This window comes from Xanthomonas translucens pv. undulosa (genome assembly GCF_017301775.1).
GTDB lineage: Bacteria > Pseudomonadota > Gammaproteobacteria > Xanthomonadales > Xanthomonadaceae > Xanthomonas_A > Xanthomonas_A translucens.
In genome coordinates, this window is the sequence record NZ_CP063993.1 from 2208372 (window position 1) to 2225000 (window position 16629).

The window sequence follows — 16629 nt, forward strand, 5'->3', positions numbered from 1 at the left end:
GCTTATGCTGGACCTGTCCCCCCTCCACCCACCAGGAGCCTCGATGAGCACTTTCCTTTCTTCTCGTGCGCCCGCGCGTGCCGGCCTGTTGGGCACGGCGTGTCTGGCGCTGGCCTTGGCCGCGTGTACCGCGCAGGCGCCGGACGAGCAGGAACAGGTGGCGGCCAAGGCCCAGGCCGCCGCGCAACGGGCCGCCGCGCCGGATCCGGCCAGCGCGCCGGAGCCGCCGCCGGTGGGCAGTTGCGATGCCTCGCAGGCCCAGGGCCTGGTCGGCCAGGCCGCCGAACAGGCGTTGCTGGACCAGGCGCGCAGCGACACCGGCGCCAAGAGCCTGCGCGTGCTCAAGCCGAACCAGGTGGTGACCATGGAATTCGACGGCGAACGGCTCAACATCGAGGTCGATGCCAAGAACCAGATCACCGGTGTCCGCTGCGGCTGAGGCCCGTCCGGCGGCACTTGCGCACGGTGCGCACGGCGGCGGCGACACGGCGGCTGCTGCCACCACGGTTGCAGCTGCAACTGTGTATTGCGGCACCGCACCAACATGTGGTGTAGTCGATGTTCCGGTGACCTCAAGATGCGCTCCAGGATCGAGCGGGGGCGAGTGTCGCCGCGTTCCTTCGGATCGCTTTTCAGAGGCAGACATGGCCCCCCGCAACCGCCACGGGCTCTACGACCCCCAAGACGAGCGCGATGCCTGTGGTTTCGGCATGGTCGCGCAACTCGATGACCAACCCTCACGGGCCTTGGTGGATACCGCCATTGCCGCGCTGTCGCGGATGACCCACCGTGGTGGCGTCGCCGCCGACGGCCTGACCGGGGACGGCTGCGGCCTGCTGATCCGCAAACCGGATGCGTTCCTGCGCGCGCTGGCGGGCGACGCCGGCATCGCGGTGGGCGCGCGCTTCGCCGCCGGCCAGGTGTTCATGCCGCGCGACGACGTGGACGGCGCCGCACGCTGCCGCCAGGTTCTGGAAGAGGAACTGCGCCGCGCCGGCACGCAGCCGCGCGGCTGGCGGGTTACCCCCACCGACGATTCGGTGTGCGGGCAGCTGGCCAGGGATACCTTGCCGCACATCGAGCAGGTGTTCGTCGATGCCGGCGCCGAGCACAGCGAGGACGGCTTCGCCCTGGCCCTATTCCTGGCGCGCCGCCGCGCCGAGCAGCGCCTGCGCGACATCGCCGACTTCTACGTCACAACGCTCTCGCCCAGCGGCATCAGCTACAAGGGCATGGTGCTGCCGGACAAGCTCAGCACCTTCTACCCCGACCTGCAGCGCAGCGACCTGGCCTCCAGCGCGATCGTGTTCCACCAGCGCTTCTCGACCAACACGCTGCCGCGCTGGCCGCTGGCGCACCCGTTCCGGCTGCTCGCGCACAACGGCGAGATCAACACCATCGAGGGCAACCGGCACTGGGCGCAGGCGCGCAGCAAGGTGTGGAAGACCCCACGCTTCGACATCGCCGAGTTCGACCCGGTGATCTCGATGCACGGCTCGGACTCGCAGAGCCTGGACAACATGCTCGAACTGCTGGTCGCCGGCGGCATGGACCTGCTGCAGGCGCTGCGCATCCTGGTACCGCCGGCGACCCAGTCGCTGGAGTTCAAGGACGCCGACTTGGCCGCGTTCTACGAGTTCTACGGGCTCAACACCGAGCCGTGGGACGGCCCGGCCGGCATCGTCGCCTGCGACGGCCGCTACGCGGCGTGCATGCTCGACCGCAACGGTCTGCGCCCGGCGCGCTGGATGCTGACCTCCGACCGCCATTTCCTGGTCGCCTCCGAGGCCGGCGTGTGGGAACTGCCGGCCGAGCGCGTGACCCGCAAGGGCAAGCTCGGCCCGGGCGAGATGATGGCGATCGATCTCAAGCGCGGCGATCTGCTCGATTCGGACGCCATCGACCGCATCAACCGCGGCCGCGCCCCGTACAAGCAGTGGCTGCAGCAGGGCGTGACCTACCTGCAGACCGAACTGATCGACCCCTCGCTGGTCGAGGAGCCGTTCGACGAGCGCACCCTGCGCAGCTACCACAAGCTGTTCCAGCTCAGCACCGAGGAAGTGGAGCAGGTGCTGCGGCCGCTGGCCGAGACCGAGCAGGAAGCCACCGGCTCGATGGGCGACGACACCCCGATGGCGGTGCTCAGCCGCCACACCCGGCCGCTGTACGACTACTTCCGCCAGGCGTTCGCGCAGGTCACCAACCCGCCGATCGATCCGCTGCGGGAAGACTGCGTGATGTCGCTGACCACCCAGCTCGGCAAGGAGACCAACATCTTCCACGCCGGCCCGGAGACGGTGAACCACGTCATCCTCAACTCGCCGGTGCTCAGCCAGCGCAAGCTGCGCCAGCTGCTGAAGATGGAGCAGTACCAGACCCGCAACGCGCAGATCGACCTGTCCTACAGCGTCGAGGAAGGCCTCAAGGCCGGCCTGGAACGGATCTGCGCGCAGGCCGAGCAGGCGGTGCGCCACGGCAAGGTCATGCTGCTGCTGACCGACCGCTACCCGGTGCCGGAGCGGCCGATGGCGCATGCGCTGCTGGCCACCGGCGCGGTGCACCACCATCTGTCGCGCGCCGGCCTGCGCTGCGACGCCAACCTGATCATCGAGACCGGCACCGCGCGCGACCCGCACCACATGGCCTGCCTGCTCGGGTTCGGCGCCACCGCGGTGTATCCGTACCTGGCCTACCAGACCCTGTTCGACCTGGGCCGGCGCGGCATCCTGCTGCTGAAGACCGGCGGCGAACAGGCGCAGATCGGCCGCAAGTACCGCAAGGGCGTCTACAAGGGCCTGTCCAAGATCATCTCCAAGATGGGCATCTGCACCATCGCCAGCTACCGCGGCGCGCAGCTGTTCGAGATCGTCGGACTGGACCCGGACGTGGTCCAGCTGTGCTTCCCGGACACCGCCTCGCGCATCGGCGGGGTGAACCTGGCGCGGCTGGACACCGAGGCGCGGCAGCTGAACGCGCGCGCCTGGAACGATCTGCTGAAGCCGGAAGTGGGCGGGCTGCTGAAGTACGTGCACGGCGGCGAGTACCACATGTACAACCCGGACGTGGTCATGACCCTGCAGCGCGCCACGCGCAGCGGCGAGCAGGCCGACTGGGCCGCGTACGCCGAGGCGGTGCATGCGCGCCCGCCGTCGGCGTTGCGCGACCTGCTGCAGCTCAGGCGCGCCGAGGTACCGACCCCGCTGGATGAAGTCGCCCCGGCCTCGGACCTGCTGCGCCGCTTCGACACTGCCGCGATCAGCCTGGGCGCGCTGTCGCCCGAGGCGCACGAAGCGCTGGCGATCGCGATGAACCGCCTCGGCGGGCGCAGCAATTCCGGCGAAGGCGGCGAAGATCCGGCGCGCTACGGCACCGAGAAGCGCTCCAAGATCAAGCAGGTGGCCTCCGGCCGCTTCGGCGTCACCCCGGAGTACCTGGTCAACGCCGAAGTGCTGCAGATCAAGGTCGCGCAGGGCGCCAAGCCCGGCGAAGGCGGCCAACTGCCCGGGCACAAGGTCAACGAGCTGATCGCGCGGCTGCGCTACGCCAGGCCGGGCATCGGCCTGATCTCGCCGCCGCCGCACCACGACATCTATTCGATCGAAGACCTCGCGCAGCTGATCTACGACCTCAAGCAGGTCAATCCGACCGCGCTGGTGTCGGTGAAGCTGGTCAGCCATGCCGGCGTGGGCACCATCGCCGCCGGCGTAGTCAAGGCCGGCGCCGACCTGATCACCGTGTCCGGCCACGACGGCGGCACCGGCGCCAGCCCGGTCAGCTCGATCCGCTATGCCGGCGTGCCGTGGGAACTGGGCGTGGCCGAGTCGCACCAGGCGCTGGTCGCCAACGACCTGCGCGACCGCACCATCCTGCAGACCGATGGCGGCCTGAAGACCGGCCTGGACGTGGTCAAGGCCGCGATCCTGGGCGCCGACAGCTTCGGCTTCGGCACCGGCCCGATGATCGTGCTCGGCTGCAAGTACCTGCGCATCTGCCACCTCAACAACTGCGCCACCGGCGTGGCCACCCAGGACGAACGCCTGCGCGCCAACTACTTCACCGGCCTGCCCGAGCGCGTGGAGAATTTCTTCAGGCTGCTGTCCGAAGAAGTGCGGCAATGGCTGTCGTACCTGGGCGCGCGCTCGCTGGACGAGATCATCGGCCGCACCGAGCTGCTGCAGCAACTGGACGTGTCGCCGCGCGAAGGCGTGCGCGTGAACCTGTCGCGGCTGCTCGAGAACGTGCACTACGACGGCGGCCACTGCGCCGCGCAGCGCCTGTACGAATCGCCGGACAGCCTGGCCACGCAGATGGACGGCCTGCTCGCCGACGCGATCGCCAACAAGACCGGCGGCGACCATCGCTTCCTGATCCACAACACCGACCGCTCGATCGGCGCGCGCCTGTCCGGCGCCGTCGCCCGCGTGCACGGCAACCACGGCATGGACGACGCGCCGCTGAGCCTGCGTTTCCGCGGCTCGGCCGGGCAGAGCTTCGGCGCGTTCAACGCCGGCGGCCTGCAACTGGAGCTGGAAGGCGAGGCCAACGACTACGTCGGCAAGGGCATGGCCGGCGGCCGCCTGGTGGTGCGTCCGCCGCGCGGCGCGCGCTTCGAGGCGCGCAGCACCGCGATCATCGGCAACACCTGCCTGTACGGCGCCACCGGCGGCGAGCTGTACGCCGCCGGCCGCGCCGGCGAGCGCTTCGGCGTGCGCAACTCCGGCGCGCTGGCGGTGATCGAGGGCGCCGGCGACCATTGCTGCGAGTACATGACCGACGGCATCGTGCTGGTGCTGGGCAAGGTCGGGCTGAACTTCGGCGCCGGCTTCACCGGCGGGCTGGCCTACGTGCTCGACGTGGACCGCGATTTCGTCGACCGCTACAACCACGAGCTGATCGACATCCATCGCATCTCCGCCGAAGGCTTCGAGAGCCATCGCCAGCACCTGCACAAGCTGATCAGCCGCCACCGCGAACTGACCGGCAGCATTTGGGCGCAGCAGATCCTCGACGAATTCCGCGACTACGTCGGCAAGTTCTGGCTGGTCAAGCCGAAAGCGGCGAGCATCGAGTCGCTGACCGAGTCGTTGCGGCGCGCTGCTTGATGATTGCCTCCCCTCTCCTGGTTTTGGGAGAGGGGGGACGCGAGGGCGCTGCGCGCGCCGTACCCTCATCCGCCCCTTCGGGGCACCTTCTCCCAGGGGGAGAAGGGATTACGCCACGGAATTTTTTATGAGCCGCAAGCAAGCCTTCCAGTTCCTCGACCTGCCCCGGCAGATGCCGCAGCGCATCCCGGTGGAGCTGCGTACGTCCGGCGACTGGAACGAGCTGTACGGCAAGTTCGACAAGGCCGACGCGCAGTACCAGGCAGGGCGCTGCCTGGATTGCGGCAATCCGTACTGCAGCTGGAAATGCCCGGTGCACAACGCGATTCCGCAGTGGCTGCAGCTGGTGCAGGAGAACCGCATCGAGGAAGCCGCGGCTCTGTGCCACAGCACCAACCCGCTGCCGGAAGTGTGCGGCCGGGTGTGCCCGCAGGACCGTCTGTGCGAAGGCAGCTGCACGCTGGAGGAGTTCGGCGCGGTCACCATCGGCGCGGTGGAGAAATACATCGTCGATACCGCGCTCCACAACGGCTGGCGCCCGGACCTGAGCCAGGTCCAGGCCACCGGCAAGCGCGTGGCGGTGATCGGTGCCGGCCCGGCCGGGCTCAGCTGCGCCGACCGCCTGGCCCGCGCCGGCATCCATGCGGTGGTCTACGACCGCTACGAACAGATCGGCGGCCTGCTGCAGTTCGGCATCCCCAGTTTCAAGCTCGACAAGAGCGTGATCGGCAAGCGCCGCGAGGTGCTCGAAGGCATGGGCGTGGAGTTCCGCCTGGGCGTGGAGATCGGCCGCGACGTGAGCCTGGAGCAACTGCTCGGCGACTACGACGCGGTGTTCCTCGGCACTGGCGCCTACCGCTACACCGACGGCGGCCTGGCCGGCCAGGACCTGCCCGGCGTGCTGCCGGCGCTGCCGTTCCTGGTGCAGAACAGCCGCATCGTCGGCGGCAACGACCCGTGGGGCAGGCCGATCGCCGGCTGGGAAGACACCATCGCGCTGCCGGACCTGAGCGGCAAGCGCGTGGTGGTGCTCGGCGGCGGCGACACCGGCATGGACTGCGTGCGCAGCGCGATCCGCCTGGGTGCGGCCAAGGTCACCTGCGCCTATCGCCGCGACGAGGCCAACATGCCCGGCTCGGCGCGCGAAGTGGCCAACGCGCGCGAGGAAGGCGTGCGCTTCCTGTTCAACCGCCAGCCGCTGGCGGTGGAAGCCGATGCCAGCGGCAAGCTGGCCGGCGTGCGCGTGGTGCAGACCCGCTTGGGCGAACCCGATGCGCGTGGGCGCCAGGCCGCGGTGCCGATCGAAGGCAGCGAATCGCTGCTGGACGCGGACGTGGTCATCATCGCCTTCGGCTTCTCGCCGAGCGTGCCCGAATGGCTGGCCGCGCAGGGCGTGGAAGGCACCGCCAACGGCCGCATCCTGGCCGGCGGCAACGATCCCGATGGCAGCGCCCGCCTGCCATACCAGACCACCAACCCGAAGCTGTTCGCCGGCGGCGATGCGGTGCGCGGCGCGGACCTGGTGGTGACCGCGGTGGCCGAAGGCCGCGACGCGGCTGCCAGCATCGCCGAATGGATCGGCAACCGCCTGCCGGTGACCACCCAGGCCGCGGCCTGAGCGAGATCGAGCGCACCTAAGCGACGTCGTTGCATGCCCGGCTGCGCGCGGCCGGGCAGAAGGTTTGCGCGGATTGACGGCGATGCCGCCGCACTCATGCTGGGCACGGCAGCAGTCGCACCCAGCGGCGCCGGCATGGTCGGGTCGGGGCTGAAGCCCCTCCCACAAGTGCACGCATCAGGCACCGCGGCCCCTTGTAGGAGCGGCTTAAGCCGCGACAAGCAAAATCGGGACCCGCGTGGTTCGGCTACCTGTCGGGGCTGAAGCCTCTCCCACAAGCGCACGCATCAGGCACCGCGGTCCCCCTGTAGGAGCGGCTTCAGCCGCGACGAGCGGAGTCCGAAACCGCGCCGTCTCGGCTAGCTATCGGGGCGGAAACCCCGCCTACAAGTGCACCTATCAGTCGCAGAAGACCCCTCTGGGAGCGGCTTCAGCCGCGACGAACGAAGTCGCAAACCATGCGGTTTCGCCCGCTTGTCGGGGCTGAAGCCCCTCCTACAGAAGCGCCCAGTGGGACCGTCGCCGCTCCCGCAGGCAACTCAAAACCATGCCGTCGCCCCATGCACAACGCAGCAGCGAGTTCATCTAAACCGCGGCAAGCGCAACGCAGTTTTTCGCGGGAGTGAATGAGGCACTAACGCGCAAACGCCTAGGCTGGCCGCGCGGGTGCGATCCGCGCACCCTTGCACCGCCGGCTGCTTCCCCCGATGGCAAAACGGCATCCTCCCCTCCCCCAAGGACGCTTTCCCATGTCGCTTTCCTCTCTCTGGTCGTCGCGGCGTCGCCTCGTCGCTCCCACCGTGTTGCTGCTCGCCGCCACCTTCAGCGTGTCCGCCCAGGACGGCAAAAGCGTGCTCAAGTACGCGGGCGTCAACCTGTCCGGCGCCGAATTCAATTCCGGCAAGAAGCCGGGCACGCTGTACAAGGACTACACCTATCCGGGTCCGGCGGACTACAGCTACTTCGCCGGCAAGGGCATGAACATCGTGCGCCTGCCGTTCCTGTGGGAACGCCTGCAGCCCACCGCCAAGGGCGAGTTCGATCCCGCGCAGCTGGCGCAGATCAAGAAGGCGGTGGCGCAGGCCAAGGCCAGCGGCCTGCACCTGATCCTGGACCCGCACAACTACGCCAAGTACAACGGCGCGCTGATCGGCAGCGACGGCGCGCCGGCCGAGGTGTTCGCCGACCTGTGGCGGCGCCTGGCGACCGAGTTCAAAAACGACGACACGGTGATCTTCGGCCTGATGAACGAGCCCAACGCGGTCTCCTCCACCGACTGGGCGGCAGCCGCGCAAGCGGCGATCAACGCCATCCGCAAGGCCGGCGCCAAGAACTTGGTGCTGGTGCCCGGCACCGCCTACACCGGCGCGCACAGCTGGCGCAGCACCTACTACGGCACCTCCAATGCGGTGGCGCTGCAGCCGCTGAAGGATCCGGGCAATCGCATGGCCTTCGAAGCGCACCAGTACTTCGACAAGGACAACAGCGGCACCAAGGGCGAATGCGTCAGCGCCGGCGCCGGCGCCGAGAAACTGGCCGGCTTCGTCAGCTGGCTGCGCGAGAACAAGAAGGTCGGCTTCATCGGCGAGTTCGCCACCGCCGATACGCCCGTCTGCAACCAGGCGCTGGAAGGCATGCTCAGCTACATCGAGCAGAACAAGGACGTGATCGTCGGCTGGACCTGGTGGGCGGCCGGCGCGTGGTGGAAGAACGACTATCCATTCAACGTGCAGCCGAACAAGGACGGCAGCGACAAGCCGCAGATGTCGATCCTGTCCAAGCACGCGCGCAAGATCACCGGGAAATGAGCCGGCAGGCGTGCCGGGCGCAGCGTCCGGCACGCCGTCGCTGCAAGCGTGGGCGACACAGATCACGCATGCGACGCAGCGGTTGCCACATGCATGCGGTGGCGGCGATCGACAGAGAACCAGTCCGCGTTGGCCGTGCAAAGCCCAACACAAATCCGCGCACGCACGCAGGTTGGTCGTAGTGGCGAGGCCACGAATGCACTACGGTGGGACGTAAGCACACCATTTGCCATCAGTTCGGCCGTTTCACGCTGTGCTTGGCCGATTCCCCCATTGATGCAGAAGGACGCCACCCATGTCTCGTTCACCCTCTTGCCTGGGCGCGCTGCGCCTGGCACTGCTGCTTTTCCTGCTCGCCGTGCTGCCTCAGCTGCACGCACAAAGCGTGCTGAAATTCGCCGGGGTCAATCTGTCCGGCGCGGAGGTCAGATCCAGCCAAAAGCCCGGCGTGCTCAACGTCGACTACTTCTATCCCAGCGCTGCCGACTACGCCTATTTCGCCGGCAAGGGCATGAACATCGTGCGCCTGCCGGTGTTGTGGGAGCGCCTGCAGCCCACCCCACAGGGCCAGCTGGACATCGCGCAGTTGGCGTTGATCAAGGCGGCGGCCTTGCAGGCCAGGGCGCATCACATGCGCCTGATCCTGGATATCCACAACTACGCCAGCTACTACGAGCGCAAGATCGGCAGCACGGCCGTGCCGATCAAGACCTTCAGCGACCTGTGGCAACGTCTGGCCTGGGAGTTCAAGGACGACGACAACGTGGTCTTCGGGCTGATGAACGAGCCCCACGACATCTCGCCCGGACTGTGGGCTGCCGCCGCGCAGTCCGCAGTGGACACGATCCGCGCCGCCGGTGCGCGCAATCTGATCATGGTGCCGGGTGCATTATGGAGCGGCGCGCACAGTTGGTATTCGACCGTCAACGGCGAATCCAATGCCACCGCGCTGGCCTCGCTGTACGACCCGCTCCAGCGCACCGCTATCGAAGTGCATCAGTATCTGGACCCCGATTCCAGCGGGACCAGCGTTGCCTGCGTAAGTCCCAGCGCCGCTACAAAACGCCTGGTCGGCTTCACCAACTGGTTGCTCAAGACCAAGCACATCGGCTTCCTGGGCGAATTCGCCGCTAGCCACCATCCTGTTTGCCAGCAAGCGCTGAACGACATGCTCGGCTACATCGAACAGAACAGCAGGCTGTGGTGGGGGTGGACCGCCTGGGCCGGCGGCGCCCGGTGGAACGTGCACTATCCGTTCAACCTGCAGCCCGATGTGGATGGCCGCGAAAAACCGCAGATGTCGATCCTGTCGGCCAGGGCGAAGCGCATCACGCGCTGACACGCCCTTCGCTGCACGCGCGCCGCCGATCGTGGCGCGCACCATGGCGCGCCGCAGCGTCTGTCGACGCAGCTGCGCCATACACGTACCGCCTCGGGAGAGGAGCGGCAGCCGCACTGGCATGCCGATTGCACCGATCAGGACGACCGCCGCCACACAGTGCGGCGGCCACGTCCGTTCGTCCTTCTCCATGAGGCAATCCCATGCGACGCATTTCCCCTTCCATTGCATCCCCGCGCTGGCTGCTGCGCGGGGCGCTGTGCCTGGCACTGGCCGCCTGCGCATCCACCGCCATCGCGCAGGATCCCGTGCGCTACGCCGGCGTCAACCTGGCCGGCGCGGAATTCAATTCGGCCAGGAAGCCGGGCGTGGTCTTCAAGGACTATCTGTATCCCAGCGACAGCGACTACGCCTACGTCGCCGCGCAGGGCATGAACATCGTGCGCCTGCCGTTCCTGTGGGAACGCCTGCAACCCACCGCCAACGGCGCGTTGGACGCCGCCCAGCTCGGCTATCTGCGCACTGCGGTGAGCCGCGCCAAAAGCCACAACCTGCGCGTGATCCTGGACCTGCACAACTACGCCAAGTACAACGGCGTACGCATCGGCAGCGACGGCACGCCGGCCAGTGTGCTGGCCGATCTGTGGCGACGCCTGGCGATCGCCTTCGGCAACGACGACACGGTGATCTTCGGGTTGATGAACGAACCCAACGGCATTTCCTCCGGTGACTGGGCCGCCGCGACGCAACTGGCGATCGATGCGATCCGCAGCGCCGGCGCCTATAACCTGATCATGGTGCCGGGCACCGCGTTCACCGGGGCGCACAGCTGGAACAGCACCTGGTACGGCGTGCCCAACGCGCAATCGATGGTGTCGATCGAGGATCCGGTCGAAAACCTGGTGTTCGAAGTCCACCAGTACCTGGACCAGGACCACAGCGGCACCAGCGCCGATTGCGTCAGCGCCAGCATCGGCTCGGAAAAGCTGCGCGGCTTCACCCAGTGGCTGCGCGACAACGGCCACCAGGGCTTCCTCGGCGAATTCGGTGCCAGCAGCAATGCCACCTGCATAGCCGCGCTGGACGACATGCTCGGCTATGTGCACGATAACGCCGACGTGTGGATGGGCTGGACCGCGTGGGCGGCCGGCGCCTGGTGGAAGATCGACTACGCGTTCAGCCTGCGGCCCAACCCGGACGGTACCGACAAGCCGCAGATGGGCGTGCTGTCGACGCGGGCGAAACAGATGCTCGACTAGCCAGGATTGGCGACTGGAAGAACGTGTTGCGATGTGTGGCTGCTCGCTGCTGGCCAGAGGCGATGGCGATAGCCGGCGATTGAGTCCGTACCGCGATCCGGCGCAGACTGTCGTTCCTTCTCTGCACGGATCGACGTATGCGCCTGGGTCTGGCCGCCAACCGACTGCACCACCAGGGCAAGGACGCCGCCCTGTTCCGCTGGCTGCGCGTCTGCGAGGCCGGCATCCGCGAACTGCAGCTCGGCCTGCACGCGGTCGGCCGCACCCACGAGGCGATCGCGCGCGCCGGCTGGCTGTCGGGCTACACGAAACTCAAGCGCTATCCGTTCGGCCGCGAAGGCGGGCTGATGAAGTTGGTCGCCGAAGTGGTGGGCCTGGAAGGCGCCGAGCGCACCCTCGACGGGACGATCTACTTCATCGATCCAGTGGATCCCTCATCGATCTTTCCCGAGGCGATCGCGCTCAAGCGCCAATGCGTGATCCATGGCAAGCCCTTCATCTCCACCGTTGCCAGCGCCCGCGACTGGATCGAGATTGAGCGCGTGCACGCCGGGCTGGCGGCCGACGCCGGCGCCGACGATCTGCACGCGCTGGAGCAGCACACCCTGGCGCTGATCGCGCACGATGCGATGAAGCCGCAGATGCTGGCCTTCGCCAGCGAGCATTTCGAGCTGCTGTCGCGCTTCGAGCAGCGCGTGGCCACCGGCACCACCGGCCTGCGCCTCAACGAACTGGCCTGGAGCCGCGGCTGGCCGCAGGGCCAGGATTGGGTGCAGCGCTACCAGAGCGGACCGATGGGCGGCGACGCGCAGATCGCCGACCGCGTACTGGAACGGCGCTGCCAACGCGCGATCTTCTTCGAGGATCCGCACGTGGCACGCCAGCACGAGGCGGACATCCAGCTGCTGGAGCGCGCGGTGACCACGGTGACCGACAACGCGGTCTGCATCACCTCGCCGCTGGTCGCCGCACGCTGGGCGCAGGCAGCGGCGAAGCGGGCGCTGCGGTCCGCCTGAGCGATGTTACGAGTGGTTTCCCTAGGCCATTCGCCCGCTGTGGGAGCGACGTCAGTCGCGACGCGCATTACAGGGAATGCGCGTCGCAACTTTGGCGCGAAGCCACAGCCAGCAGCGTCGGCCCTAGCCGCGAAAAGAGACAGCGCACGCGCGATCGCCACAGGTCATAAGCACCACCCACATCGCGTGACCGCGCTCACAGTCACTGCCATGTCACGCCTGTCGCCAACACTGCCGCCTGTCCAGATCCGGGGGGGGATCCGATGTCCGGTTTCATCTTGCGCCTGCTGTTGGTAGGTGCGGCAGCGCTGTACGCCATCCCATCCGTCTCTGCGCAGCAGGCCGAACGCTTGCGCGTGCACGGCTCCAACAGCGTCGGCGCGCAGCTGATGCCGGCCCTGGTCGAATCCTGGCTGCATAGCATCGGCTATCGGCAGATCCAGCGCCGCCGCGTCGATCCAGCGACGCTGGAAATCGCCGCGCTGCGCGACGATGCACAGCTGGTGGTCGAAATCGGCAGCACCGGTTCGGCCGCCGGCTTCGCCGATCTGGTCCGCGGCGACGCCGAACTGGCGATGCTGGCGCGGGTCCCCGATGCGCGCGAACACGATGCCGCCTGGCAGCTTGGCGATCTGTCCTCGCCGGACCAGAACTTCGTCGTCGCCCTGGATGGTGTGCGCGTGCTGGTCGCCGCCGATAATCCGTTGACCTCGCTCAGCGTCGCGCAGCTGCGCGACATCCTGAGCGGGCGGCTGGCGCGCTGGTCGCAACTCGGCGGTGCCGACCTGCCGATCGAAGTGCAGCGCAACGCCGAGCGCAGCGGATTGGGCGATTTTCTACGCGAACGCCTGTCGTTGCCGGGCAGCGCACAGCCCGCCGCGCAACGCCTGCATGCCAACTTGGTCGAGACGGCGCAAGCCGCGGCAGGGTACCCGGCTGCGCTGGCGATCGTCGCGCTGACCACGCCGCTCCCGGCCGGCACCCGTGCGCTCGCCATCGCCGACGGCGGCATCGCCGTGCTGCCCACGCCGGCCAGCATCCGTGGCGAGGACTATCCCCTGGTGCAGCGCTACAGCCTGTATGGCGGGCAGATGATGTCGGCGCTAGGCCGCAGCCTGGCGCTGTATGCGGTCGGCGCGCAGGCGCAGCAGGTCGTGCGCCGGATCGGGCCGATCCCGATGAGCATCGCACCCGACCCGACGCAGCCGCCTGGCGCGCGCGGCGACGCGCGCCAGGCCGATGCCTACCTGCAGGCCGGCACCGGCGCCCACCGCCTGACCACCACCTTGCGTTTCAGCCTGCAGTCGCTGAACTCGATGTTCGAGGCGCGCAGCGCGCAGGACCTGGACCGGCTGATCGCCTTCATGCAACAGCCGGCGATGCGCGGCCGGGCCTTGGCGGTCATCGGCTTCGCCACACCGGATACGGCCAACCGCCTGTATCCGACCATCGCCAGCAACGACCGCGCCGACGTGGTCGCCGCCTATCTATCCCAGCGCGGCATCGTGGTCAAGCGCGCGCGCGGACTGGGCGCGGCGCGCCCTCTGCTCGGCGGCGAAGATACGCCGGCCAAGGTGCGCAACGAGCGCGTCGAGATCTGGTTGCTGGACGCCGGGCGCTGAGTCCCGCGGCAGACGCTGAAACTGACGCCGACGCCGACGCCGACGCGAGCCTATTCACCCCTTGCAGAACCCTGCGTTGGGCGCATGGCCACTCTGCTCAAACGGAGAACGCCATGAACGAACTCACCCAGACCCGCGGTCACTGCCGCTGCTATCGGTATAGCTCGCGCTGGGTCAGGCAGTCGTCAGCGCTTACGCGCGATTGGGGGCGGCGCCAGTGAGCCGGGCGCATGTGAAGGCCCTGGTGGGCGAGCAAGGCTGCAGCAAGCTGAACAAGCTGAAGTTCGAAGACGGCGATGGAAGACCGGAAGCAGCATCGGGGCCGGCAAGCGGGGGGATGTGGGGGTCGGGCCGGGTGGCGGTGGCATTTATGCGGAGGGTGTGCCGTCGAAGTGGAGCGAGGCGCAGGTGCGCGCGTGGGTGACGGCGGCAAGGCGTGTGGTGTTTGGGATTATCGCGCGCAAAAAAAAATCCCCGTCCTTGTGGGACGGGGATTTGGGGTAAAGCCCCTGGCGATGACCTACTCTCGCATGGCTTGAGCCACACTACCATCGGCGCAGCTGCGTTTCACTTCCGAGTTCGGGATGGGATCGGGTGGTTCCACAGCGCTAATTTCACCAGGGAGACGGTTGGAGTGTCGCCGGGTTGTGTCTTCGGACAAGGCACGGATGTGCGGCTTGTGTGGAAGACGGCAACTGGCGCCAGCCTCTCATAGGGTGTGACGTAGCGAGCGTTTGGATAGCTATCGACGTGTGTCGTGCTAAGGGATGCTTAGAAGCACCTTGAGGTTATATGGTCAAGCCGCACGGATCATTAGTATCAGTTAGCTCAATGCATTGCTGCACTTACACACCTGACCTATCAACCACGTAGTCTACATGGTTCCTTAAGGGGGCTTGTGCCCCGGGAAGTCTCATCTTGAGGCGCGCTTCCCGCTTAGATGCTTTCAGCGGTTATCGCTTCCGAACATAGCTACCCGGCAATGCCACTGGCGTGACAACCGGAACACCAGAGGTTCGTCCACTCCGGTCCTCTCGTACTAGGAGCAGCCCCTCTCAAACTTCCAACGCCCATGGCAGATAGGGACCGAACTGTCTCACGACGTTCTGAACCCAGCTCGCGTACCACTTTAAATGGCGAACAGCCATACCCTTGGGACCGACTACAGCCCCAGGATGTGATGAGCCGACATCGAGGTGCCAAACACCGCCGTCGATATGAACTCTTGGGCGGTATCAGCCTGTTATCCCCGGAGTACCTTTTATCCGTTGAGCGATGGCCCTTCCATACAGAACCACCGGATCACTAAGACCTACTTTCGTACCTGCTTGATCCGTCGATCTTGCAGTCAAGCACGCTTATGCCTTTGCACACAGTGCGCGATGTCCGACCGCGCTGAGCGTACCTTCGTGCTCCTCCGTTACTCTTTAGGAGGAGACCGCCCCAGTCAAACTACCCACCATACACGGTCCCCGATCCGGATAACGGACCTAGGTTAGAACGTCAAGCACGACAGGGTGGTATTTCAAGGTTGGCTCCACCACAGCTAGCGCCATGGTTTCATAGCCTCCCACCTATCCTACACAGACGAACTCAACGTTCAGTGTAAAGCTATAGTAAAGGTTCACGGGGTCTTTCCGTCTTGCCACGGGAACGCTGCATCTTCACAGCGATTTCAATTTCACTGAGTCTCGGGTGGAGACAGCGCCGCTGTCGTTACGCCATTCGTGCAGGTCGGAACTTACCCGACAAGGAATTTCGCTACCTTAGGACCGTTATAGTTACGGCCGCCGTTTACTGGGGCTTCGATCAAGAGCTTCGCCTTGCGGCTGACCCCATCAATTAACCTTCCAGCACCGGGCAGGCGTCACACCCTATACGTCCACTTTCGTGTTTGCAGAGTGCTGTGTTTTTGATAAACAGTCGCAGCGGCCTGGTTTCTGCGACCCTCTTCAGCTATAGCTCGCATGAGAGCCAAAAAGGGTGCACCTTCTCCCGAAGTTACGGTGCCATGTTGCCTAGTTCCTTCACCCGAGTTCTCTCAAGCGCCTGAGAATTCTCATCCTACCCACCTGTGTCGGTTTACGGTACGGTCTGCGTAAGCTGAAGCTTAGGAGCTTTTCCTGGAAGCATGGTATCAGTGACTTCGTCTAAAAGACTCGTCTCGGTGCTCGGTCTTAAAGGATCCCGGATTTGCCAAAGATCCAAACCTACCGCCTTTCCCCGGGACAACCAACGCCCGGTACACCTAACCTTCTCCGTCCCTCCATCGCACTTACGCGAGGTGCAGGAATATTAACCTGCTTCCCATCGACTACGGCTTTCGCCCTCGCCTTAGGGGCCGACTCACCCTGCGCCGATTAACGTTGCGCAAGGAAACCTTGGGCTTTCGGCGTGCGGGTTTTTCACCCGCATTATCGTTACTCATGTCAGCATTCGCACTTCCGATACCTCCAGCGGACTTCTCAATCCACCTTCAACGGCTTACGGAACGCTCCTCTACCGCGCATCGCTTATCGCGATGCACCCCAAGCTTCGGTTCACTGCTTAGCCCCGTTAAATCTTCCGCGCAGACCGACTCGACCAGTGAGCTATTACGCTTTCTTTAAAGGGTGGCTGCTTCTAAGCCAACCTCCTGGCTGTCTGTGCCTTTCCACATCGTTTTCCACTTAGCAGTGAATTTGGGACCTTAGCTGTGGGTCTGGGTTGTTTCCCTTTTCACGACGGACGTTAGCACCCGCCGTGTGTCTCCCGGATAGTACGTACTGGTATTCGGAGTTTGCAATGGTTTGGTAAGTCGCGATGACCCCCTAGCCATAACAGTGCTCTACCCCCAGCAGTATTCGTCCGAGGCGCTACCTAAAT

The 16629-nt window shown here is 66.2% G+C and carries 8 protein-coding genes and 2 rRNA genes (1 of these 10 cut by a window edge); 8 read left to right on the plus strand and 2 right to left on the minus strand.

The annotated features are described in order from the left end of the window. The first annotated feature begins 43 nt into the window (after window positions 1-43). From ISN38_RS09375 to ISN38_RS09410, 8 genes are all read left to right on the plus strand, one after another. The gene (locus ISN38_RS09375; RefSeq protein ID WP_003469375.1) at window positions 44-439 is read left to right on the plus strand and encodes an I78 family peptidase inhibitor; all 396 of its coding nucleotides are present in this window, start codon (window positions 44-46) and stop codon (window positions 437-439) included. A gap of 205 nt (window positions 440-644) precedes the next feature. Further along, a complete protein-coding gene (gltB, locus tag ISN38_RS09380) occupies window positions 645-5102 on the plus strand; it encodes a glutamate synthase large subunit (RefSeq protein ID WP_003469373.1) in 4458 nt (1485 codons plus the stop codon). Between the two features lie 127 nt (window positions 5103-5229). Beyond that, window positions 5230-6720, plus strand: a complete 1491-nt coding sequence (locus ISN38_RS09385; RefSeq protein WP_003469370.1) for an FAD-dependent oxidoreductase — start codon at window positions 5230-5232, stop codon at window positions 6718-6720. A gap of 749 nt (window positions 6721-7469) precedes the next feature. Continuing rightward, complete coding sequence (locus tag ISN38_RS09390; protein ID WP_038238082.1) at window positions 7470-8528, plus strand: glycoside hydrolase family 5 protein; 1059 nt, start codon at window positions 7470-7472, stop codon at window positions 8526-8528. Window positions 8529-8823: 295 nt separating this feature from the next. Further along, window positions 8824-9867, plus strand: coding sequence for a glycoside hydrolase family 5 protein (locus ISN38_RS09395; protein WP_047324392.1), 1044 nt, complete (start codon window positions 8824-8826; stop codon window positions 9865-9867). Between the two features lie 203 nt (window positions 9868-10070). After that, the gene (locus tag ISN38_RS09400) at window positions 10071-11126 is read left to right on the plus strand and encodes a glycoside hydrolase family 5 protein (RefSeq protein ID WP_003469361.1); all 1056 of its coding nucleotides are present in this window, start codon (window positions 10071-10073) and stop codon (window positions 11124-11126) included. Window positions 11127-11263: 137 nt separating this feature from the next. Beyond that, complete coding sequence (locus tag ISN38_RS09405) at window positions 11264-12142, plus strand: methylglyoxal synthase (protein WP_003469360.1); 879 nt, start codon at window positions 11264-11266, stop codon at window positions 12140-12142. 263 nt (window positions 12143-12405) lie between these two features. Then, complete coding sequence (locus tag ISN38_RS09410; RefSeq protein WP_003469358.1) at window positions 12406-13764, plus strand: substrate-binding domain-containing protein; 1359 nt, start codon at window positions 12406-12408, stop codon at window positions 13762-13764. 507 nt (window positions 13765-14271) lie between these two features. On the opposite strand, the gene rrf is transcribed toward ISN38_RS09410, so the two are convergent. Next, a 5S ribosomal RNA gene (gene rrf, locus ISN38_RS09415) occupies window positions 14272-14386 on the minus strand. Window positions 14387-14556: 170 nt separating this feature from the next. After that, window positions 14557-16629 (minus strand): 23S ribosomal RNA (locus tag ISN38_RS09420); it runs 806 nt beyond the window's last position.

Excerpts from the sequence above, each read along its gene's own strand:
- ISN38_RS09400 (WP_003469361.1), top strand. The coding sequence starts at position 10,071 with ATGCGACGCATTTCCCCTTCCATTGCATCCCCGCGCTGGCTGCTGCGC.
- ISN38_RS09375 (WP_003469375.1), top strand. The coding sequence starts at position 44 with ATGAGCACTTTCCTTTCTTCTCGTGCGCCCGCGCGTGCCGGCCTGTTG.
- ISN38_RS09395 (WP_047324392.1), top strand. The coding sequence starts at position 8,824 with ATGTCTCGTTCACCCTCTTGCCTGGGCGCGCTGCGCCTGGCACTGCTG.
- ISN38_RS09385 (WP_003469370.1), top strand. The coding sequence starts at position 5,230 with ATGAGCCGCAAGCAAGCCTTCCAGTTCCTCGACCTGCCCCGGCAGATG.
- ISN38_RS09405 (WP_003469360.1), top strand. The coding sequence starts at position 11,264 with ATGCGCCTGGGTCTGGCCGCCAACCGACTGCACCACCAGGGCAAGGAC.
- ISN38_RS09390 (WP_038238082.1), top strand. The coding sequence starts at position 7,470 with ATGTCGCTTTCCTCTCTCTGGTCGTCGCGGCGTCGCCTCGTCGCTCCC.
- ISN38_RS09410 (WP_003469358.1), top strand. The coding sequence starts at position 12,406 with ATGTCCGGTTTCATCTTGCGCCTGCTGTTGGTAGGTGCGGCAGCGCTG.
- gltB (WP_003469373.1), top strand. The coding sequence starts at position 645 with ATGGCCCCCCGCAACCGCCACGGGCTCTACGACCCCCAAGACGAGCGC.